21 protein-coding genes are annotated in these 21314 nt (G+C 71.9%); 11 read left to right on the plus strand and 10 right to left on the minus strand.

The genetic code is table 11. The features are described 5' to 3' along the window. Positions 1-46 precede the first annotated feature (46 nt). From ACWDRB_RS10320 to ACWDRB_RS10330, 3 genes are read right to left on the minus strand one after another with little or no spacing between them, the layout of a single operon-like run. A complete protein-coding gene (locus ACWDRB_RS10320) occupies positions 47-2329 on the minus strand; it encodes a xanthine dehydrogenase family protein molybdopterin-binding subunit (protein ID WP_449892766.1) in 2283 nt (760 codons plus the stop codon). Then, positions 2326-3288 carry an FAD binding domain-containing protein gene (locus tag ACWDRB_RS10325; RefSeq protein ID WP_449892767.1) on the minus strand — a complete coding sequence of 321 codons (963 nt, stop codon included), beginning with the start codon at positions 3286-3288 and terminating at the stop codon, positions 2326-2328. The genes ACWDRB_RS10320 and ACWDRB_RS10325 overlap by 4 nt, the downstream gene beginning before the upstream one ends. Next, positions 3285-3770, minus strand: a complete 486-nt coding sequence (locus tag ACWDRB_RS10330; protein ID WP_449892768.1) for a (2Fe-2S)-binding protein — start codon at positions 3768-3770, stop codon at positions 3285-3287. The genes ACWDRB_RS10325 and ACWDRB_RS10330 overlap by 4 nt, the downstream gene beginning before the upstream one ends. A gap of 109 nt (positions 3771-3879) precedes the next feature. On the opposite strand from ACWDRB_RS10330, the gene ACWDRB_RS10335 reads away from it, so the two are divergent. The 6 genes from ACWDRB_RS10335 (at position 3880) to ACWDRB_RS10360 (ending at position 7605) form a co-directional block, all read left to right on the plus strand. Continuing rightward, positions 3880-4254: a BlaI/MecI/CopY family transcriptional regulator gene (locus tag ACWDRB_RS10335; protein WP_350735128.1), complete on the plus strand. Its 375-nt coding sequence runs from the start codon at positions 3880-3882 to the stop codon at positions 4252-4254. Further along, on the plus strand, positions 4251-5198 hold the full coding sequence (locus ACWDRB_RS10340) for a M56 family metallopeptidase (protein ID WP_449892769.1): 948 nt from the start codon (positions 4251-4253) through the stop codon (positions 5196-5198). Before ACWDRB_RS10335 ends, ACWDRB_RS10340 begins: the two co-directional genes overlap by 4 nt. Positions 5199-5244: 46 nt before the next feature. Further along, entirely contained in the window at positions 5245-5727 is a 483-nt protein-coding gene (locus tag ACWDRB_RS10345) for a hypothetical protein (protein WP_449892770.1), read from the plus strand. 61 nt (positions 5728-5788) lie between these two features. Further along, the gene (locus ACWDRB_RS10350) at positions 5789-6466 is read left to right on the plus strand and encodes a 3'-5' exonuclease (protein ID WP_449892771.1); all 678 of its coding nucleotides are present in this window, start codon (positions 5789-5791) and stop codon (positions 6464-6466) included. A 60-nt stretch (positions 6467-6526) separates the two neighbouring features. Then, a complete protein-coding gene (locus ACWDRB_RS10355) occupies positions 6527-7033 on the plus strand; it encodes an EXLDI protein (protein ID WP_449892772.1) in 507 nt (168 codons plus the stop codon). 35 nt (positions 7034-7068) lie between these two features. After that, positions 7069-7605, plus strand: a complete 537-nt coding sequence (locus ACWDRB_RS10360) for a DUF1707 SHOCT-like domain-containing protein (RefSeq protein ID WP_449892774.1) — start codon at positions 7069-7071, stop codon at positions 7603-7605. A gap of 4 nt (positions 7606-7609) precedes the next feature. Here ACWDRB_RS10360 and ACWDRB_RS10365 read toward each other — a convergent pair whose 3' ends face one another. Continuing rightward, positions 7610-8365 carry a ZIP family metal transporter gene (locus tag ACWDRB_RS10365; protein WP_350735119.1) on the minus strand — a complete coding sequence of 252 codons (756 nt, stop codon included), beginning with the start codon at positions 8363-8365 and terminating at the stop codon, positions 7610-7612. 313 nt (positions 8366-8678) lie between these two features. Between ACWDRB_RS10365 and ACWDRB_RS10370 the strand changes: the two genes are divergently transcribed. Next, the gene (locus ACWDRB_RS10370; RefSeq protein WP_449892775.1) at positions 8679-9428 is read left to right on the plus strand and encodes a cyclase family protein; all 750 of its coding nucleotides are present in this window, start codon (positions 8679-8681) and stop codon (positions 9426-9428) included. A gap of 74 nt (positions 9429-9502) precedes the next feature. Here ACWDRB_RS10370 and ACWDRB_RS10375 read toward each other — a convergent pair whose 3' ends face one another. From ACWDRB_RS10375 to ACWDRB_RS10395, 5 genes are read right to left on the minus strand one after another with little or no spacing between them, the layout of a single operon-like run. Beyond that, entirely contained in the window at positions 9503-10609 is a 1107-nt protein-coding gene (locus tag ACWDRB_RS10375; RefSeq protein WP_449892776.1) for a Gfo/Idh/MocA family protein, read from the minus strand. Continuing rightward, positions 10606-11385, minus strand: coding sequence for a ThuA domain-containing protein (locus tag ACWDRB_RS10380; protein WP_364248832.1), 780 nt, complete (start codon positions 11383-11385; stop codon positions 10606-10608). Before ACWDRB_RS10380 ends, ACWDRB_RS10375 begins: the two co-directional genes overlap by 4 nt. Positions 11386-11398: 13 nt before the next feature. After that, positions 11399-12217: a carbohydrate ABC transporter permease gene (locus ACWDRB_RS10385; RefSeq protein WP_449892777.1), complete on the minus strand. Its 819-nt coding sequence runs from the start codon at positions 12215-12217 to the stop codon at positions 11399-11401. Next, on the minus strand, positions 12214-13158 hold the full coding sequence (locus tag ACWDRB_RS10390; RefSeq protein ID WP_449892778.1) for a carbohydrate ABC transporter permease: 945 nt from the start codon (positions 13156-13158) through the stop codon (positions 12214-12216). The genes ACWDRB_RS10385 and ACWDRB_RS10390 overlap by 4 nt, the downstream gene beginning before the upstream one ends. Before the next feature lie 9 nt (positions 13159-13167). Further along, positions 13168-14385, minus strand: coding sequence for a sugar ABC transporter substrate-binding protein (locus ACWDRB_RS10395; RefSeq protein ID WP_449892779.1), 1218 nt, complete (start codon positions 14383-14385; stop codon positions 13168-13170). Between the two features lie 255 nt (positions 14386-14640). Here ACWDRB_RS10395 and ACWDRB_RS10400 point away from each other — a divergent pair, with 255 nt between their 5' ends. From ACWDRB_RS10400 to ACWDRB_RS10415, 4 genes are all read left to right on the plus strand, one after another. Then, positions 14641-15651, plus strand: coding sequence for a LacI family DNA-binding transcriptional regulator (locus ACWDRB_RS10400; RefSeq protein WP_449892780.1), 1011 nt, complete (start codon positions 14641-14643; stop codon positions 15649-15651). Positions 15652-15685: 34 nt separating this feature from the next. Next, positions 15686-16687, plus strand: a complete 1002-nt coding sequence (locus ACWDRB_RS10405) for a LacI family DNA-binding transcriptional regulator (RefSeq protein WP_449892782.1) — start codon at positions 15686-15688, stop codon at positions 16685-16687. Positions 16688-16706: 19 nt separating this feature from the next. Then, positions 16707-18542, plus strand: a complete 1836-nt coding sequence (locus ACWDRB_RS10410) for a glycoside hydrolase family 127 protein (RefSeq protein WP_449892783.1) — start codon at positions 16707-16709, stop codon at positions 18540-18542. Between the two features lie 67 nt (positions 18543-18609). Then, positions 18610-19995, plus strand: a complete 1386-nt coding sequence (locus ACWDRB_RS10415; protein ID WP_449892784.1) for an MFS transporter — start codon at positions 18610-18612, stop codon at positions 19993-19995. Here ACWDRB_RS10415 and ACWDRB_RS10420 read toward each other — a convergent pair. Then, the gene (locus ACWDRB_RS10420; protein WP_363964736.1) at positions 19970-21253 is read right to left on the minus strand and encodes a ferritin-like domain-containing protein; all 1284 of its coding nucleotides are present in this window, start codon (positions 21251-21253) and stop codon (positions 19970-19972) included. The genes ACWDRB_RS10415 and ACWDRB_RS10420 overlap by 26 nt on opposite strands. Positions 21254-21314 lie beyond the last annotated feature (61 nt).

Here is a 21314-nt window from a genome sequence, read left to right on the forward strand (position 1 = left end):
TCTCCCCCTTCCGACTCCTCGAACGTACCATACCCCCCTACCGTATTCAAAGCATGAGCTTGTCCGGGGTGATGGGCAGGGATCGGACGCGCTTGCCGGTCGCGTGGTGGACGGCGTTGGCGACGGCGGCCGCCACGCCCACGATGCCGAGCTCGCCGATGCCCTTGGCGCCCAGTGGGGTCTGCGGGTCCGGCCGGTCGACGAAGCGGACGTCGATGTCGGGCACGTCGGCGTGCGTGGGCACGTGATAGTCGGCCAGGCTGTGGTTGACGATCAGGCCCGTGCGCTCGTCGAGCAGCGCCTCCTCGGTCAATGCCATGCCGATGCCCATGATGATCCCGCCGCGCATCTGGCCGGTGGCCTGCTTGGGGTTGACGATCCGGCCGCCGTCGAACGCCCCGGCCCAGCGCGTGACCCGCGTCTCGCCGGTGTCCTCGTCCACCCGCACCTCGCAGAAGTGCGCGCCGTAGGAGTAGGTGCCGCGCTTGATCGTCTGGTACGGCAGCGCCGACCTGCCCTCCACCTCCACCCCGTCCACCCCGGCCCTGGCCAGGATGCGCTCGTAGGTCTCTCCACCCCGGGGGCCGAACAGGCCGCCGTCGCGGGTCTCCGCCTCGCCGGGCGACAGTCCGGCCAGCGGCGAACCGGTGCCGCGCGCCAGTTTCAGCAGCTCGCGGACGAGGTTGTCGCGGGCCGACCAGATGGCCGAGGCGAGCGTCGTGGTGGCGGCCGAGGCGCCGGGGATGCGGGTCCTGGCCACGTCGGAGTCGCCCTGTTCGAAGCGGACCCGGTCGAGGGGCAGGCCGAGCCGGTCGGCGGTGGCCTGGCTCTGCGCGGTCGAGGTGCCGGCGCCCAGTTCGTTGGTGCTGCTGCGGACGGTGACCGTGCCGTCGGCGGACAGGCGGAGCTTGACCCCGGCGATGAGCACGGCGTCGGGGTTGATCGCGGCGGCCATGCCGTACCCGATGAGCCAGCGGCCGTCGCGGGTCGCGCGGGGCACGGGCGGACGCCGGGACCAGCCGAACGCGTCCGCGCCGAGCAGGTACGCCTCGCGCAGGTGGCGGCTGGTGAACCGGTTGCCCGCGGCCGGGTCGCGGTCCGGCTCGTTGCGCAGGCGCAGTTCGAGCGGGTCCAGGCCGAGCCGCCAGGCCAGTTCGTCCATGGCCGACTCCACTGCGAAGGAGCCCGGCGCGACACCGGGGCCGCGGAAAAAGGCGTTCTGGATGCGGTCCAGGCGTACCACCTGCTGGGCGCTGTGCAGGTTGGGGCAGGCGTACAGATGCCTGGAGGCGATGACCGCGGCCTCGGCGAACTCGTCGGCGCTGCACGACGACACGGCGTGGTGCTCCAGCGCGGTGAGCCGCCCGGAGGCGTCGGCGCCGAGCGAGACGCGGCTGCGGGTCGGGGCCCGCCCGCCGGTCATGGCGAACAGGTCGGCGCGCGACAGGACGAGCTTGACCGGCCGGCCGCAGAGCCTGGCCGCGGCCACGGCGAGCCAGACGTGCGGCCAGGCGACGGTCTTGCCGCCGAAGCCGCCGCCGATGAACGGCGCGAGCACGCGGACGTTCTCCTCGGCCAGCGAGAACTTCCCGGCCAGCATCTCCTTGACCCCGTAGGGGTATTGCGAGGCGTCGTGGACGGTGAGCCGGTCGCCCTCCCAGCGGGCCACGGTGGCGTGCGGCTCCATCGCGTTGTGGTATTCGAGCGGCGTGGCGTACTCGGCCTCGACGGTGACCGCCGCCGGGGCGGTGCGGGGGTCGCCGATCCTGGTCACCGGCTCTTCCAGTACGGCGTGCGCGGGCGTGAAGGGCCGCTGCCCGGTCATCGACAGCGCGGCGGGCCACCGCTGGTAGTCGGCGTGGATCAGGGAGGCCGCGTACCTGGCCTGTTCCGGGGACTCGGCGACGACCACCGCGATGGGCTGGCCGTACCAGAAGATCTCGTCGGTATTGAGCACGGGCAGGCTCATCGCGGCGGCGCCCAGCGGGCCGCGGAGGGTGGCGTAGGCGGCGGTGCGCTTCATCGCGGGCGCGTTGTGGTGGGTCATCACGAGCAGCACGCCGGGCGCCGGGGGCACATGGATGGTGGTGACGCGGCCCCTGGCGATGGTGCTGCCGACCACGACGGCGTGGACGAGGCCGGGGAGCCGGTGCTCGGCCGTGTAGCGGACGGCGCCCGCGGCCTTGGCGGGGCCGTCCAGCCGGTCGGCGGGGCGGCCCAGTTCGGCGCGCTGGTGGGCCAGGGGGTCGGGCCTGCCGTCAGGGAGGAGCCTGGCCAGCCTGGCCATCGCCTTGCCGGCGAGAGTGAAGCCGCGCGATGCGAGGGTCATGAGTGGGCTCCCTTCAGGGCTCGGCGGATCAGCCGCCTGGCCAGCTCGGGCTTGAACGCGTTGTGCTCGCGCGGCCGCGCGTCCGCCAGGGCCCGCTCGGCGGCCTGGTCGATGAGGTGGTCGTCGAGCGTGGTGCCGGTGAGGAGCCGTTCGGCCTCGTACGCGCGCCACGGCTTGGGCGCGACCCCGCCCAGCGCGATGCGCACCCGGCTCGCCCGCCCGTCCTCCAGGTGGGTGAAGGCGGCCACGCTCACCAGCGCGAAGGCGTAACTGGCCCGATCGCGGACCTTCAGATAGACCGAGTGGCCGGGAGGGACGGGTGGCAGGTCGATGGACGTGACCAGCTCGCCCGGCCGGAGCACCGTCTCCACGTGCGGGGTGTCCCCGGGGAGGAGGTGGAAGTCCACCAGCGGCACGGGGTCGCGGCCGGCGATGTTGACCACGGCGTCGAGGGCGGCCAGGGCCACGCACATGTCCGACGGGTGCACGGCGATGCAGCTCTCCCCCGCGCCGAGGACGGCGTGCATGCGGTTGAACCCGTCGAGGGCGTCGCAGCCGGCACCCGGCTCCCGCTTGCCGCAGGCCGAGTGGCGGTCGTAGAAGTAGCCGCAGCGGGTGCGCTGCAGGAGGTTGCCGCCCACCGTCGCCCGGTTGCGCAGCTGGGGCGAGGCGCCGTTCACGATGGCCTGGGACAGCAGCGGGTAGCGGTCGCGGACCCGGGGGTCGGCGGCCACGCGCGTGTTGCGGGCCAGGGCGCCGATCCGCAGCCCGCCGCCGGGCAGGTCCTCGATCCCGGCCAGCGGCAGCCGGCCGATGTCCACCAGCCGTTCCGGCGTCTCGATGCCCTCGCGCATCAGGTCGACGAGGTTGGTGCCGCCCGCCAGGTATTTCGCTCCCTCGGCGGCGAGGGAGCGGGCCGCCGCCGGGTCGGTGGCGGTGACGTAGGAGAACGGGTTCATCGGGCGACCTCTCTCACGGCCGCGAGGATCCCGTTGTACGCGCCGCACCGGCACAGGTTCCCGGCCAGCCGCTCCCTGATCTCGGCGTCCGTCAGGCTCGCCGCCCCGATGGCGCTCGGCACCCCCGCGTCGTGCTCGGCGAGCATGGCCACCGCCGAGCAGATCTGCCCCGGCGTGCAGTAGCCGCACTGCAGGCCGTCGTGACGCACGAACGCCTCCCGCAGCGCCCGCCCCGGCTCGCCGAGCCCTTCGATGGTCGTGATCTCCGCGTCCTGGCACTGGGCGGCGAGCACGAGGCAGGAGTTGACCCGCTCGCCGTCCACCAGCACCGTGCAGGCGCCGCAGGCGCCCTGGTCGCACCCCTTCTTCGTCCCGGTCAGGCCGAGGTGTTCGCGCAGACAGTCGAGCAGGCTGACGCGGGTGTCGAGCTCCAGCTCGTGCCGGCGGCCGTTCACCGACAACCGCACCTGTATGGATGGCATCCGAAAACCCCTTTAACTCGTACATCCATGTACGGATTACCGGGCCGACTATACCCCTCCTCCGTATGAGCGCTGTTCCGGAACTACGACCGCGGATAGCATTCGCGTCATGACGCGCGGCCTAGGAGAGCTCGAATCCACCATCATGGAGCGGATGTGGGCCCGGCGGCAGCCTGCCTCCGTCCGGGACGTGCTGGAAGAACTGCGGCAGGAGCGCACCATCGCCTACACCACGGTCATGACCGTGATGGACAAGCTGCACACCAAGGGCCTGCTCAAGCGCGAGCCCGTCCGCCGCGCCTACATCTACGAGCCGGTCGCCTCCAAGGAGGCCTACACGGCCGACCTGATGCGGGCCGCGCTGGCCGGCAGCGGCAACCAGGCCGCCACACTGGTGCACTTCCTCGAACGGCTCACCCCCGAGGAGGCGACCGCCCTGGAGGCGGCCCTGCAGGTGTTCCCGCCCAAGGGCGGGCAGGCGTGATCGCAGCCGCCGTCCTGGCGCTCTACACGGTGGTCGCCGCGATCTGGCTGCCCCGGCTGATGCGGACCGCGCGCTGGGCCGACCGGGCGCCCCGGCTGGCGATCGCGATGTGGCAGGCGGCCGGCGCGTCCGTGGTCGCCTCCGCCGTCCTGGCCGCGTTCGCCTTCGCCGTGCCCGCCGACGTCGTGGGGCACGGGCTGGCCGGGCTGTTCGAGATCTGCGCGGCGATGTTGTCGGACGGCGACGGCCTGACCGTGGCCGGCGCGGGCGCGCTCCTGGCCGCGGGCGCGGTGCTGGCGCGGCTGCTCGCGTGCGCCGTGCTCGTCCTGGTCAGGACGAGCACGGAACGACGTGCGCACGCGGCCATGCTCGGCCTGCTCGGCCGGCGCGACCGCGACCTCGACGCGATCGTGCTCGACCACGACGAGCGGCTGGCCTACTGCCTGCCCGGCAGGCGCGCCCAGACCGTCATCACCACCGGGGCCCTGCGCAGCCTCACCCCCGAGCAGGTCGCCGCCGTCCTGGCGCACGAGCGCGCCCACCTGCGCGGCAGGCATCACCTGGCGCTCGCCGCGGCGCACACTCTGGCCAGGGCGTTTCCGAAGGTGCCCGTGTTCGGGGCGGCCGAGGCGGAGATCGTCCGGCTGATCGAGCTGCTGGCGGACGATGTCGCGGCGCGGCGCCATCCCCGGGTGCAGATCGCCGCCGCGCTCGTCGGCCTGGCCACCGGGCGGGCCCCCGCGTTCGCGCTCGGCGCCGGCGGCGACACCGCGCTCCTGCGCGTACGCCGCATGCTCAACCCCGCCTCCCCGCTCAGGCGCGTGGAGCGCCTGGCCGGGGTGGCGAGCGTGGCCCTGCTGCTGAGCGGGCCGGCGGCGGTGGCGCTGGTGCCCGGCTTCGCCTCGTTCGTGGCCCACCACTGCCATTCCCTCCTCACCTTCTGAGCCCGCGGCTCCGGAACCGTCCGGCCCTCTCCGGTGTATGCCGGGCATGAGATTGCCGGTCGTCCTCACCCTCGCCGCCGTCCTGTCCTGCCCGGCCTGCTCCTCCGGAGCGGGCCCCGGCGACTGCCCGGTGACGCTGCCCAGCCCCGCCCCGACCTCCTCGAACGGCACGCCCGGGCCGTTCTTCGGCAGGGAGAGCTCCCACGGCGCCGGGAGCCTGTGGGTAGGCGGGCTGGAGCCGGACGGCGTCATCGAGGCCGGCGCCGAGTTCGTCCGGCCGGACGGCTCTATCTCCATGAAGTACGGCTGGTGGCGGGGGGTCGCGGGCAAGCTGGAGATCAGCGGGCGGCGGCTGGACGGACCGGCCGCGCCGCTGCGCAGCGACGTGCCCGACGGCTACGGCGACACGGGTTTCCAGGCCACGGGCGTGTACTTCCCCGTCGAAGGCTGCTGGGAGGTCACCGGCCGGGTGGGCTCGGCCCGCCTCACCTTCGTCACCCTCGTCACTCGCGCCGGCGCGACCTCCTAGGCGCGGTAGTCGACCTTCCACATCGCGGGTGTGCGGACGGGCGACGGGGTACCGTCACCGCGTGGACGCGCCCGCAGCACGGATCGCCTTGTACGACGACGCCGTTTTCACCCGCCACACTCTGGTCGTCATCGACTTCGAAGGGCTGACGCCGCAGGGGCGTCCCCTGGTGCCGGTCGAGGTGGGGGTGTGCGCCGTCAAAGCGAGCGGCGGCGACCTGGCCGAGGTGTGGCGGTTCGAGTCGCTGATGGCCCCGCCGGCGGGCGTGGCCGTCACCCCGTGGGATGTGCGGCAGACCGGCATCACCGAGGCCATGCTCGCCACCGCCCCACCGGCCGAGCAGGTCATGGCCGCTCTCGACGACCGCCTGACGGCACCGCCGTACCGGCTCGTCGCCCATCACGCCGCGACCGAGGCGGCCCTGATCGCCGGGCTGCGGTCGTGGTGCCCGCGACTGGCCGCCGCCCCGCTGCTCGACACCGTACGGCTGGCCCGCCACCTGTATCCGCGGCTACCCTCCCACAGCCTGGACACGCTGCTCGCGCACCTGGGCATCCCCCGCCCGGCCGGCCGCCACCGGGCCCTGCCGGACGCCGAGGTGACGGCGCGGCTGCTGCGGCGCCTGCTGGCCGAGGGGGGCCGCACGCGCTGGCGGTCCCTGTACGACCTCGACGCCATCGGCGGCCTCGCGCCCAAACGGCCGCCGCACCGGCCGAGCGAGCAGCCGGGCCTGTTCTGACCCTGTTGCCATCATCCTCCCTTATACGTAGGCTTATACGTATACACGAGGAGGGCGGCCATGGTGCGCGGCACGACGATCGAGATCCCGGACGAGGACCTTCCGCTGCTGGAGCGGGCGCAGGGCCTGGCCGGCGGCACGCCGGCGGCGGCGATCAGCGAGGCGCTGAGGCGCTACGTCGAGGCGGAGGAGGGCCGCCGGCAGGGATACGACGAGATCGTCATCCAGGTCGCCGGGGACGAGCGGCGCTTCTCTGGGGTGCTGCTCGGCGAGTGGGGCCGCACCAGCCGCAGCGGGCGGGTGGAGACGTTCCGGGTGTACCGCTCGGGCAAGGGCACGTTCGTCCTGCACGTCGATCGCTCGCCCGACTGGGTGAGCGGCTCGGAGTCCGACGACTGGCTCGGCTACCTCGGCCTGGGCGAGACGAGCTGGGGCTTCGTGCCGGGCGATGCCGTCGTGGAGGTCGTCGGCACGATCGAGGAGCTGCGCGGCAGGATCCCCGCCGAGTTCCACGACCGGATCGCCGGGATCGCCGAACGCCCCGTCGTCGAGGACCTCGACCTCTGACCGGCGAGCCGCCCAGACCGAACAGGAAGGCAACCATGGAACTCCGGACGCGAGTCTCCGACGGCGACCGCGACATGGTCGTCCAACGACTTCAGCAGGCCTTCGCCGACGGCCGGCTAGGCTCCGCCGAGATGGAGGAGCGGCTCGAACGGGCGCTCACCGCCACCTCCCACGGCGACCTGGTGGCGGTCACCGCCGACCTGCCGGAGCTCCCGGACGAGACGGTGGAGCTGAGCTCCACCGGCGGCCGCATCAGGCGGGCGGGCGACTGGCAGGTCCCGCGCCGCTTGCGGATCGAGTCCGAGTACGGCCAGGTACGGCTGGACCTGTCCCGGGCCGTCATCGCGCATGCCGAGATCGAGATCGGCCTTCGGCTCGACTACGGATCCGCCACGATCGTCCTGCCGCGCGGCGCGACCGCGAACACCGACGGGGTGCGCACCGACTGGGGCCGCGTGACCTGCGAGGCGCCGGGCCGTCCACGTCCCGGCGCTCCGCACGTCCTGGTCACCGGGACGCTCCCCTACGGCCGGCTGCGGATCCGCGTCTCCCGGCGGTGGCTCAGCCGGTGAGGGCTCACTCGGCCAGGCGCTCGATGGCGAAGGCCGCCAGGAATCCGATCGTGGTGATGAGCCCCGTGAGGGTGTGCGCGCGCTCGAAGGCTTCGGGGATCATCGTGTCGGCCACCATGGCGAGGATCGCGCCCGCCGCCACCCCCATGATCACCGCGGTGAACGCGGGCGAGGCGGACTGCATGGTCAGGTTGCCGAGCAGCGCCGCCAGGCCGCTGGCCAGCGCGATCCCACCCCAGATGCCGAACACGTAGCCGGGGCCGCGGCCCGCGCGCTTCATCCCGGCGGCGCTGGAGAGCCCTTCGGGGACGTTCGAGATGAACACCGCGGCGAGCACGGCGAGCCCGATCTTCCCCCCGCCCACCAGGGACAGGCCGAGCACCACGGACTCGGGGACGCCGTCGAGCAGCGCGCCGATCGCGATCGCCGCCCCGCTCCCCTGGACGTCGGCCTCGCTCGGCTGCTGATCGCCCGAACGCTTGCGGTGCCGCGCGCCGTACCGGGCCAGCAGCGCGTTGGCCGCCACGTAGGCGCAGGCGCCGGCGAGGAAGCCGACGGCGGCCGGTAAGAGCCCGCCGGCGCGCTCGGCCTCGTCCATCAGCTCGAACGACAGCGCCGAGATCAGCACACCGGCCCCGAAGGCCATGATCATGGCGATCCAGCGCGCCGGGACCTTCACCGACCAGGCGACCGCGGCTCCCACGACCAGGGCCCCGCCGGCCACCGACCCCCACAGCCCCGCCTCCAGCCATTCCGGCATCACCGCACCTCCACCCGCAGGACTGTACGCGCCGCACGTTCCCGTCCGACCGAAGGGGCTGCACGACGCGCGGACCGTACGGCGCACGAGCCGCCCGGGGGCCCGGCGGCTCATCCGAGCGCATGACGCGATTACCGGGGCTGGTCCGGGCTTCCCCGCAGGGCGTTCTCGAGCCGGCGGGCGAATCGCGGCTCCCAGGTCGCCGCCTTGTACTTCGGTGTCCCGTTCGTGGCGATCTGCTACTTGTAGTACCACCTGTGCCACGGACGCCGTACGCGTCCCGCCCCTGTCCAGACGAAGGAGAACCAAGCTCATGGAACCCCCTCTGTGGTCGGCCTACCGCGAGCTCGCCGCTAAGACGACCTGCGTGGACCTCACCCACGCCTTCCGCCCGGGGCAGCCGCACTTCGCCGCGTTCCCGGACGAGCGGCGCGAGAAGGTCTTCGACATGGACCGCGGGGACGGCTTCAACGTCCACCTGTACACGCTCGTCGGGCAGTGGGGCACGCACGTGGACCCGCCCGTGCACTTCGTGGCCGGCGCGCGGACCGTCGACGAGATCCCGGTCGAGGAGATGATCCTGCCGCTGGTGGTGCTCGACATCACCCAGCGCGTGGAGGCCGATCCGGACGCCACCCCGACGATGGAGGACGTCGCGGCATGGGAGCGGCGCAACGGGAGGATCCCCGCCGGGGCGTTCGTGGCGCTGCGGACCGGTTGGGGCCGGCGCTGGCCGGACCGGGACGCGATGGCCAACAGGGACGCTGCGGGGGTCAGCCACACCCCCGGCTGGTCGGCCGACGTGCTGCGGTACCTGTTCGAGCAGGCCGGCGTCACCGCGATCGGCCATGAGCAGACCGACACCGATCCCGGGTCGGCCACGTCCAAAGGCGACTTCAGCCTGGAGCTGTACGTCCTGGCGCGGGACCGGTGGCAGATCGAGCTGATGGCCAACCTCGACCAGGTGCCCGAGACGGGCGCGCTGATCGTGGCGACCTGGCCCAAGCCCCAGGGCGGATCCGGCTTCCCGGCCCGCGTCTTCGCCCTGTGCCCGACCGGCTGACGGCGGTGCGGCCGGCCGCGGCCAACGACCGCGGCCGGACGGCATGGCCGCCGCGCTGGAGGAGCTCGTCGGCGTCAGCTCGTGACGGCCCGCTGTCTCGGCAGCGCCGCCGTCGCCGTTCCCCAGGACTCGAGCCGCGTACGGATCTCCTCGCGTAGGGGGTGCGAGAGCGCGTCGTGGTAGGCGCGGTCCAGCAGCGCGTCGATCTCGACGCGCTCACCCGTCTCCGCGGAGCGGACCGCCGCCTCGACCATCGCGAGGCTGCGGACGTTGCCCGCGACCGCCCCCGGCGGCTCCACCCCCGCGCGCAGCGCCGCCACGAACTCCGCGAGCGCCCCGGCGATCTGCTCCCGGTCACCCCGCGGCACGTCCACGGCGCCGCCGGTGCTGGACGTGACGCGGTCCTCACCGTCCCAGGTGGCGGTGCCCTGGGCGCCGCTGGCCAGCCACTCCCCGTTCCAGGACGTCTCCGCCCCCTCCGCGCACCAGCTGCCGGTGAACACGTAACGGGTGCCCTCCTCGAACAGGAAGGTCGCCGTCGCCGCCGCGTCGCCCCGGTACCAGCTCCAGGGCGGGTTCCAGCTCTCGCAGCCGACCGAGATCGGCTCCGCGCCGAGCAGGTGGCGGGCGGCGTCGAAGGCGTGGATGGCCATGTCGACCAGCAGCGGCTGCTCCATCTCGTCGCGGAAGCCGCCGAAGCGCGGGGCGCGGAAGAACCCGGTGGTGAGCAGCCCGATCGGGCCGAGCTCGGCGATCCGGCTCCGGTACGCCTCCAGGGCGGCGAAGTACCGGCGCGACTGGCTGATCATCAGCAGCCGCCCGGTCGCCTCGGCGGCGGCGGCCTGGACGAGCGCCTCGGCGAGGGTCGGCGCGGCCGGCTTCTCGCACAGCACCGGCAGCCCGGCGAACAGCGCCTCGACGTTCACCGCGGTGTGGGCCGCCGGGATCGTGACGTTCACGACCGCATCCGGCCCGGTCGCGAGGAGCTCGCTGAGCGAGGCGCCGACCTCGGCGTCCAGGCCGACGGCCCGTACGGCCTGCGCCGCCCGGTCCGTGTCGAGGTCGGCCACCCCGACCAGCTCGACGTCGCCGGACTCCGCCAGGGTCCGCAGCCAGGCGACGCCCATCGCGCCCGCCCCGACCTGCACGATACGGAGCGGGCGCGCGCCCGAACGGTTCACTCGGCGTGCTCCTTGTTGTGCAGGGCGCCGCGGTAGCCGTGCCCGTTGAAGAAGTCGCCCGTCTCGTAGCGGAGCAGGATCGGCAGCTCGCGCCGCGACCGGTCGCCGGCCGCCCACTCGGCGCCGTTGGCGATGACGTGCAGCACGTCCGGGTGGTGGTAGACGGGGTAGTCCTGGTCGCCGGGGCTGAAGTAGAAGATCTTGCCGTTGCCGCGCCGGAAGGTGCAGCCGCTGCGGAAGACCTCGCCGCCGCTGAAGGAGCTGATGAAGATCAGCTCGTCGGGCGTGGGGATGTCGAACTGCTCGCCGTACATCTCCTGGGCGGGGATCTCGATGGGGTGCGGGATGCCGCGGGCGATGGGGTGGGTCGGGTTCACCGTCCAGACCAGCTCGCGGTCGTTCTCGCTGCGCCAGCGCAGCGTGCACGTGGTGCCCATGAGCTTGGTGAAGATCTTCGACCAGTGGCCGGAGTGCAGCACCACCAGCCCCATGCCCGACAGGACGTGCCGGTGCACCCGCTCCACCACCTCGTCGGCCACCTCCGCGTGGGCGGCGTGACCCCACCAGATGAGCACGTCGGTGTTCGCGAGCACCTCCTCGGTCAGGCCGTGCTCGGGGTCGTCCAGCGTGGCCGTGGCGACGGTCGCGCTGTCACCCAGCCAGCCCTCGATCCCCCGGCGGATGGCGTTGTGCATGCCGTCCGGGTAGATCTCGGCGACCCGGGGTTCGAGCTGCTCGTGGCGGTTCTCGCCCCATACGGTGACGTGGGTCTTCACACAGGTTCCTTTCTCATTTGATCGCGCCGTTGATGGCGCCGGACGCGATGTAGCGCTGGGCGAAGATCAGCAGCAGGCCCGCCGGGATGGAGGCGAGCACCGAGGTGGCCATCACGGCCGACCAGTCCTCGCTGTTGGCGTTGATGTAGTCGTAGATGCCGAGCGTGATGGGCCGGACTTCGGGGGTGCTGGTCAGGGTGAGCGCGAACAGGAAGTCGCTCCACGCCCTGAGGAAGGTGAAGAGCGCGGCGGTCACGATCGCGTTCTTGCTGATCGGCACGACGATCGAGACGAACGCCCGGAAGTTGCCCGCGCCGTCCACCAGCGCCGCCTCCACGAGCGCCCTGGGGATGGACCCCATGAACGCGCGGATGAGCAGCACCGCGAACGGGATGTCGCCGGCGGTGTTGGCGAGGATCAGGCCGAACACGTTGTTGAGCAGGTTGAGCGAGTTGAACAGGGGATAGAGCGCGTTCGCGATGACCATGGCGGGGATCATCTGCGTGACCAGCAGCACCAGCACGAACGCGTTGGCGCCGCGGCTCCGGAAGCGGGACAGGCCGTAGGCGGCGGGGGCGGCGACGAGCAGCGTCAGCACGACCGCCCCGAGGGCGATGGTCAGGCTCGTGACGAAGTTCGGGCCCTGCTCGGAGATCGCCGTCGCATAGCCGGAGAACGTCAGGTGGATCGGGAAGAAGTCCGTGGTCGCGGCTCCGGAGCTGGCCTGGAAGCTGCTGTTGACCATCCAGTAGACCGGGAAGATCATCACTGCCAGGAAGACGATGCCCAGCACGGTCATGGGCAGCCGGCGCGCGGTCGATGAGGTGTTCACTCGTCGGGCTCCCGGCGTGAGAGGTAGAGGTAGACCATGGCGAAGACGAGCGACACCACGATGAGGATGTTGCTCAGCGCGGCGCCCTGCCCGAAGTCGAACTCGACGAAGGACTTGTTGTAGGCGTTCGTGGCCAGCGTCTGGGTGGAGTTGGCCGGGCCGCCGCCGGTCAGGCCGAGGATGATGTCGACGACCTTGAGCGTGTAGACGACGCCGAGCACGAGGACGACGCTGACCACCGGACGGATGCTCGGCCAGGTGATGTGCCGGAACGCCTTCCAGCCGACCGCGCCGTCCAGCGAACCCGCCTCGTAGAGCTCCCGGGGGACTCCCTGCAGGCCGCTGTAGAGGATCGCGACGTTGAACGGGATCCCGAGCCAGATGTTCACGCCGATGACGCCGACGAGCGCGAGGCCCGGGCTGACCAGCCAGGGGATCGGATCGACGCCGAACAGGCCGAGAAACTGGTTCAGGGCACCGCTCTCCTGGTCGAGGATCCATTTCCAGACCGCGCTGGAGGCGATCAGCGGCAGCAGCCACGGAAGCAGCAACAACGACCGCAGGAAACCGCTCAGCGGGAAATTGCGTTTGAAGAACAGCGCCAGGGCGAGCCCGATCGCGAATTGGAAGGAGATCGACCCGACCGTGAACAGGGCCGTGTTCACCAGAGTGGTCGTGAAAAGGCCGCTCGACAGGGACTTCGCATAGTTGGCCAGGCCGACCCATGGCGCCTCTCCCGTGTAGAAGGTCGAGGTCGTGTACTCCTGGAAACTCATGACGACGTTCTGCACGATGGGATACCCGAAGAACACCGCCACGAAGACGACGGCCGGCAGCGAGAAGAGCCACTGCGCGCCGTGCCGGATCAGGCGGGCCGTTCTCCGGCGATCCCTTTCGAGGGGCTCTCCGGTTTCGGCGAGACGAAGGTTGGCCGAGCTCACGAGCCACCCCTACTGCTGGTTCTGCGCCTGCTGCAGCGCTTCCGCGGGAGCGGCCTTGCCCGTCAGGGCGGCCTGCACGGCGGTGTAGATCTTCGTCGCCGCCTTCGGCCAGTCCGGCCCGAGAATCGCGGTGCGCGCGCGTGCGGTCTTCACCGCCGTGACGAACGGCGCGATCACCTCGCTGGTCTTGCCGAACTCCGCGGCGACGCTCAGGGTCGACGGAATGGTCTGCTCGATCTTCGCCGACTCGAGCTGCTTGTCCGGCGAGATGAGGCACTTCACGAACTCCCCGGCCTTGCCCATCTTGGCCTTGTCGCCGGTCCGCGGCACCACGTAGGCCTCACCGCCGAGCGGCGCGACCGTGGTCTGCGACGCCAGCCGCGTGGGGATCGTGAACACCGCCCACTTCAGGTTCGTCTCCTTCTCCAGCTGCGGGATCACCCACGGGCCGTTGACCACCATCGCGGCCTTGCCGGCGACGAACTGGTTGACCACGTCGCCCTGGCCCCAGTTGATGGAGCTCTTGGAGATCGACCCGTCGTTCTGCAGGTCGAGGAGGAACTGCAGCGCCTGCGCGGTCTCGGGGGTGGCGATGTTCTGCTCGGAGCCGCCGTTGCCCCACATGAACGGCAGGAACTGCCACGAGCCCTCGTAGGTGTTGATGTTGCTCATGGCGAAGCCGTAGCGGCCCTGCCGGGTCAGCTTCTTCGCGGCCGCGCGCAGTTCGTCCCAGGTCTTGGGCGGCGCCGTGATGCCGGCGGCGGCGAACAGGTCCTTGTTGTAGAAGATGCTGAGGGTGTTCACGGCCGGCGCGAGCCCGTACAGCTTGCCCTCGTACGTGCCCGCCTTCACCACGGCGTCCACCATGCCGTCGCCGTTCAGCCCGTAGTCGGTCAGCGGCGAGAGCGCGCCGGAGGCGGCGATCTGCTGCACGTCGGGGTTGTCGAGCATCAGCACGTCGGGAAGGGTGCGCGAGGAGCTCTGCTGGAGCACTTTGGAGATCAGCCCGGCGCCCGGGATGTGGTTGATCTTGATCTCGACGCCGACGCTCTTCGCGCAGGCTTTGTAGATCGCGTCGTGCGAGGGTTCGTAGTAGTCCTGGACGGTCAGCGATCCGGTGCCGGAGGAGGCCGAGCCGCCGCAGGCGGTCAGGGAGAGAGGAACGAGGGCCGCTGCCGCGACAGCTACTTTGGGCGCCTTTCCTGGGCACTTTCGCGCTGTCTTCATGTGAGCTACTCCTTGGCGGCATAGGGGGGTGGTTCTTGCAGGCCACTGGCGGATGGAGTCACGGAGAGAGCCGGGGATGCGTGAGGCATCGCTCCCGAAACATGGACATCTGTCGGTAAAGCGCTTAACCGCGCTTGCTTGTGAAGTATGTTGCGCTCATCGCACTGTGATGTCAATAACTAGTTAAGCGATTTACCGACGACGCCGCGATAGAGTTGCTCGCGCGTCCTCACAAGGTGGGAGGCGGGACAATCCATGGTCACGATGCGCGATGTCGCCGAGCGAGCCAGCGTCTCCATCGCCACGGTCTCCTTCGTCATCAACGGCACCAAGCGGGTCGCTCCGGAGACCCGGGCCCGCATCGAGGCGGCCATCCGGGAGCTCGGCTACCGGCGTAACGTCGTGGCCCGCGCGCTGGCCAGCTCGCGCACGCGCATCCTCGCGCTGCTGCACCCCTACCTCGAAGCGCGGCCGATCGCCACGGCCAACCAGTTCCTCATGAGCGCCGCCCACGGCGCCCGCGAGCGCGGCTACGACCTCGTGCTGTGGCCCGTGAACGACGACGAGCAGATGTCCCACCTGCTCGCCGGCGGCCTCGTGGACGGCGCGCTGCTCATGGAGGTCCAGCTCCGCGACCCCCGCGTGGACCGGCTGATCGCGTCCGGGCTGCCCTTCGCGCTGATCGGCCGGACCGAGGACGAAGACCTGCCGTTCGTCGACATGGACTTCACCACCACGATCGACCAGGCCGTCGGGCATCTCCGTTCCTTCGGCCACCGGCGCATCGCGCTCGTCACCCTGCGGATGAGGGCCTCGACCGGGAACGAGCCCGGCTGGATCATGCGGGTGAAGTCCGCGTACCTCGACGCGATGGCGGCCGCCGGCGAGCCGCCCACCGTCATCACCGTGGAGGGCACGTCGGCCGGAGGGCGGAAGGCGGCGCGCCGGCTCAGCGAGGACTTCCCGGAGGTGACGGGCGTCGTCGTGGTGAACGAGGGCGCCTCGGCGGGGCTGGTCAAGGAGACGCGGGCGCTCGGCCGCAGCGTGCCGGACGACCTGTCGATCATCTCCGCGGCCACCACCGCCGAGCTCGGCGAGATGATCGAGCCGTCCCTGACCGTCATGACGGCGCCGGCCACCGAGCTGGGCCGCCTCGGCGTGAACGCGCTCATCGACCAGCTCGAAGGGGTGCCGGACGCCCCTCCGAACATCCTCATCCCCTGCACGCTGGTGCCGGGCCAGTCGGTCGGCCCCGCCCCTCTTTGATGATTTTTTCAGAACTCATGTATATATTTGCGACATGTCACGAGGAGCGAGGATCGCGGATGTCGCGCGGCTGGCGGAGGTCTCCGTCCCGACCGTGTCGCGGGTGCTCAACGGCTCCTCCGGGGTACGGCCGGAGACCGTGGCTCGGGTCATGCGCGCCGTCAAAGAGCTGGACTATCGGCCCAAGGGCGTGGCCAGGACGCTGATCTCGGGGTCGCGGTCGATGATCGCCGTCATGGCGTCGCACCTCAACCGCTACGGGTACGCGGAGGTGCTGGCCGGCATCGAGCGGGCGGCACGGGACAACGACTACGCGGTCACCGTCTGCGTGATCGACTCCGTGGACGGCGACGTGGAGGGGTCGATCCGGCGCGCGCTCAGCCAGGAGATCGCGGGGGTCATCGTGATCGACTTCGACGCCCAGGGCGAGCGGGTCATCGGCCGTATGCCGAGCTCGGTGCCGATGATCGGCGTCACCGGGTTCGACGGCCGCCCGGGGCACGTGCCGTACGCGGTGATGGACGAGCACTGCGGCGGGCGCCTGGTCACCGAGCACCTGCTCGACCTGGGACATGACACGGTGCACCACGTCACCGAGCCGCCGTTCGGCCGGCCGTCCGGCCGTACGGCGGGCTGGCGCGCGGCCCTGGAGGCCCGCGGGATCGAGCCGCCGCCGACCTGGGCGGCCACCTTCGACCCGCGCAGCGGCTACGAGCTCGGGCTGGAGCTGGCGCACCGCGACGACGTCACGGCCGTCTTCTGCGCGACCGACGTCGTCGCCGCCGCCATGTTGCGCGCCTTCCGCGACGCCGGTGTGGCGCTCCCCGGCGGGAAGTCGGTGGCGGGGTTCGACGACCAGCCCTTCAGCCGGTTCCTCTCCCCCGCCCTGACCACGGTGGAGCAGGACTTCCAGCGCCTGGGCTGGCTGGCGTTCCGGCAGCTGCTGCACCTGCGCGACGGGCAGTCACAGCCACCCGATCTCGTCGTCAGGCCCGCGCTCGTCGTCCGTGAGTCCTCCGCCCGCCCCCACCTCTGAAGAACCAGCCAGGAGTGCCATGTCAGCGCCACCCGTCCAGCCCTCGCACGCCCTGCTCCAGCCAATGCCCCTCGACCGGGCCCGGCCGGCGGAGGGATTCTGGGGACGGCTCCAGAGCGTGAGCCGCTCGACGGTCATCCCGCACGCGGTCGAGTGGATGGAGCGCCTCGGCTGGGTGGCCAACTTCGACCGGGCCGCGAGCGGCGCCCGCTACGAGCACCGTGGCCGCGAGTTCGCCGACTCGGAGATCTACAAGATCATCGAGGCGATCTCCTGGGAGCGCGCGCACTCGGGTCCGAGCGCGCTCGACACGATCGCCGACGACCTGATCCGGCGGGTCACCGCGGCGCAGGAGCCCGACGGCTACCTGCACACGCTCTTCGGCCGCCCCTGGCAGGCCCCCCGCTACAGCGACTTCACCTGGGGGCACGAGCTGTACTGCTCCGGCCACCTGATCCAGGCGGCGGTCGCGCACCACCGGGCGTACGGCACCAGGTCGCTGCTCGACGTGGCGGTCCGGCTCGCCGACCACGTGTGCGTCATGTTCGGGCCGGGCGGGCTGAACCGGGTGTGCGGGCACGCCGGGATCGAGGTCGCGCTCGTGGAGCTGTTCCGCACCACCGGGGAGCGTCGCTACCTCGACCAGGCGGCGCTGTTCGTCGAGCGGCGCGGCACGGGCACGTTGCCGCTGATCGAGTTCGGGCGGGCCTTCGCGCAGGACGACCTCCCCGTCCGCAAGGCCGACGTGCTGCGCGGGCACGCCGTACGCGCGCTCTACCTGGCCGCCGGGGCGGCCGACGTCGCGGTGGAGACCGGCGACCTGGAGCTGCTGGACGCGCTGAGGACCCAGTGGGACAACACCGTCGAGCGCCGAACGTACATCACCGGCGGGATGGGCTCGCACCACATGGACGAGGCCTTCGGCGAGGACTTCGTGCTGCCGCCGGACCGCTCGTACTGCGAGACCTGCGCGGGCGTCGCGTCGATCATGTTCAGCTGGCGCCTGCTGCTGGCCACCGGCGACCCGCGCCACGCCGACCTCATCGAGCGCACCCTCTACAACATCGTCGCGACCTCGCTCGGCGAGGACGGCCGCTCGTTCTTCTACGCCAACACCCTGCACCAGCGCCACCCGAGCGGCGACGTCCCGCTCAACGACGACGGCGTGTGCATCCGCGGCGGGGCCGGCCGTCGCCAGGCCTGGTACGAGGTCTCCTGCTGCCCGCCCAACCTCGCCCGCACCCTCGCGAGCCTGGGCGGCTATCTCGCCACGACCACGTCCGACGGCATCCAGATCCACCAGTACGCCTCGTCCACCCTCGACGCCGTCGTGGCCGGCGAGCCGTTCGAGCTGGACGTCACGACGGACTACCCGCACGACGGCGTGGTGACGATCACCGTACGGCAGGCGCCGGCCCGGCCGGCGTCGATCACCCTGCGCAACCCGGAGTGGTCCCAGGACACCCGCCTCAGCCTCAACGGCGCACCCGCCGAGCCCGCCGGCATGACGCTGACCAGGACCTGGCAGCCGGGCGACCGGCTGGAGCTGACCCTCGACCTGCGGCCCCGGGTCGTCCGCCCGGACCACCGCGTCGACGCGATCCGCGGCTGCGTGGCCGTACGGCGCGGGCCGGAGGTGCTCGCCATGGAGTCGGTCGACCTGCCGCCGTCGTGGGCGCTGGAGGACGCGACACTGCTGCCGGACACCGTCACCGCGGAGCACGGATCCGTCGTGGCCACCGCCCGGCACCACCGGTCCGGCGAGGACCGCACCGTGCCCCTGATCCCCTACCGCTCGTGGGCCCGCCGCGGCCCGTCGGCCATGCGCGTCTGGATCCCGGAGGCTCGCGACTGATCGGACCGCGTCCGGCGCGCAAATATCTTCAAGACCGCCCGGACGCGCGCGGCCGATACTCGGCCGCATGACCGCCCTCGTTCCTCCCGCCGTGACCGTCGCCCGCCGTGGCCCGATGCTGGCCGTGCTGCTCGCCGGCCAGGCCATGGCGTCCATGGACGGATCGATCGTGTCGGTGGCGGCGCAGACCATCCGTGACGGGCTGCACGCCGGCAGCACCGCGATCCAGCTGGTCGTGTCGGGCTACCTGCTGACCACCGGCGTGCTCCTGGTCACCTGCGCGCGGATCGGCGACATCGTCGGGCACCGGCGCGCGTTCCTCGTCGGGCTGGGCTGGTTCACGGTGGCGTCGCTGCTGTGCGGGCTGGCACCGAACGCGCCCCTGCTGGTGGTGACCCGCGTCGCCCAAGCCGCGGGGGCGGCGCTGCTGATGCCGCAGGTCTTCTCGCTCATCCAGCGGCACTGGGACGGAGCGGCCCGCCGCCGGGCGATCGGCCTGTACAGCCTGGTGCTGGCCCTGGGAGTCGCGCTGGGGCAGGTGATCGGCGGGCTGGTCGCGGGCGCCGACCTGTTCGGCCTCTCCTGGCGCCCGGTGTTCCTGATCAACGTCCCGATCGGCGCGGTGCTGCTGGCGGTCGGGCCGCGCGTCCTGCTGGGCTCCGGCCCGGACGACCGGGTACGCCTCGACCCGGCCGGAACCGCTCTCCTGACCGTCGCCATGGCCGCGTTCACGATGCCGCTCATCTTCGGCCGGGACCAGGGCTGGCCCGCCTGGGCATGGGTCTCGCTCGCCTGCGGAGCCGCCCTGCTGGTGGCGTTCGTCCGCTACGAGACCCGGGCGCGGCACCCGCTGCTGGACCTGGCGGCGCTGCGGCCGCGCGGGGTGAAGCCGGGGCTGGTGGCCTGCTGGATCGTCATGGGCTGCTACACCGTCTTCCTGCTGACCCTGACCCTGCATCTGCAGTCCACGCTGCGCTTCTCCCCGCTCCAGGCGGGGCTCGCGTTCGTCCCGTACGCCGTCGGCTTCGGCGCGCTCAGCCTGACCTGGAACCGCTATCCCCGGTGGCTGCGGAACGCGCTGCCGGTGGCCGGGCCGATCGCGTTCGCGGCCGGGGCCGGCCTGCTGGTGCTCCTCCATCGCGACCAGTGGCATCCGTACGGCACCGTACCGCTGCTGCTGCTCGCGGGGGCCGGGCACGCCGCCGGCTACAGCCCGCTGATCGCGCGGATCACGCACCTGGTGGAGCCGCGGCTCTCCTCGGCGATCTCGGCGCTCAACTCCACCGGCCCGACGCTGACCGGGGTGACGGCCGTCGCCGGGCTCGGCACCGTCTACTTCGCGGCCCCCTCCTCCGCCGAAGGTCTCCTGCGGGTCGTCGCCGCCGTCGCCGCCCTCCTCGTGGTCGGGGCGGCCTGCGCGCTGCGGGTCACGCGGGCCCGCCGGGGGTCGTGATGCCGGAGGCCGCCTTGGCCCGGACGGCGTCGAGCGAGTCGGCCACCGCCGTGACCTGTTCCGAAGCCGCCGCGATCACCGGGTCCGTGGCGGCGTGGGACGCGCAGCGCTCGGCGATCTGGCGCAGCCGTTCGATCAGCACCGTCCAGGCGGCCTCGCGCCAGGGGACCACGTTGTCCATCAGGTAGTACATCTCGAAGGCCGCCCCGGCCGTGCGTCCCGGATGGGCGGGGCCGGCGGGCCGCCGGCTCAGCTCGGTGCCGAGCGGCCGCAGCACGGCGGCCATCGTCGTGATCGCCGCGCCGATCAGGACCTCGAGCTCTTCCTCGCTCTCGTCGGTGTGCGTGAAGTAGCGGGTGAGCAGCCACAGGATCGCCTCGTAGGCGAGGTTGCACAGCTCGGCCAGCGCCAGGGTCCGCGGGTCGCCGATGAGCGGCTGCGGCTCCCGCACGTCGAAGGGCTGGCGGGTGAAGGCGCCGAGCGCGGGGTGGGCGGGTTCGAAGGCCGGGTCGGCGGCGCGCAGCGCGTGGTACTCCTCCCAGATCTTCAGGAAGCGGCCGTAATGGGCGTCCTGCCAGGCGCCCTGCGCTCCCTCGCCCTGCTCGATGATCTCCTCGATGGCGGCGCACGCCGACGCGAGGTCGGTCACCGCCACCATCTCGGGCCAGCGGAACAGCTCCGGGGTGGCCTGGGCCCGGGGCGAACCGCAGAACACCTGCTCCTCGCCGTACTTGGCGACCAGCGTGGTCAGGCCGTCCTTGATGCCGCGGTAGAGATGGCCGACCGTGGCGAACTCCTGCGCGCGGGGGAAGATCTCGCCGGACGCGATGGGCTCGGGCGGCGGATCGCAGGAGATGAACTCGGCGGCGTCGCGCCGCTCCATGCCCTCGGGCCGTTCGAGGTAGAGGAAGTGGGCCAGGGCGGCCTCGCCGAAGGGCAGCAGCCGCATCTGGATCGAGGGCGGGAACGCGCCGCAGGACTGCGGGAAGTTCGGTCTGCCGAAGGTGGGCGCGGCGCCGATGGACGACATGAGGTTGGCCACCAGGGCGAGATGGAGCATCTCCTGTACGGCGATGCCGTGGAGCTCCTGGCGCCAGCGATCGACCGCGGCCTGCTGCTCGCCGGTGAGCCCATCGGTCTTGAGGCTGAACTCGGCGAAGAGGTACTGGCACATGATCATGTGCTCGAGCTGCGAGGCCTGGACGAGCAGGTACCACACGTGCTCGCGGTGCTCGATGACGATGGGGGGCTCGGTCATGCTTACAGACTTACACAGTGGCCGCGCCTGCGGCAGGGCTTCGCCGCAAGGCCCGCGCCCG

This window comes from Nonomuraea sp. NPDC003707 (assembly GCF_053587055.1).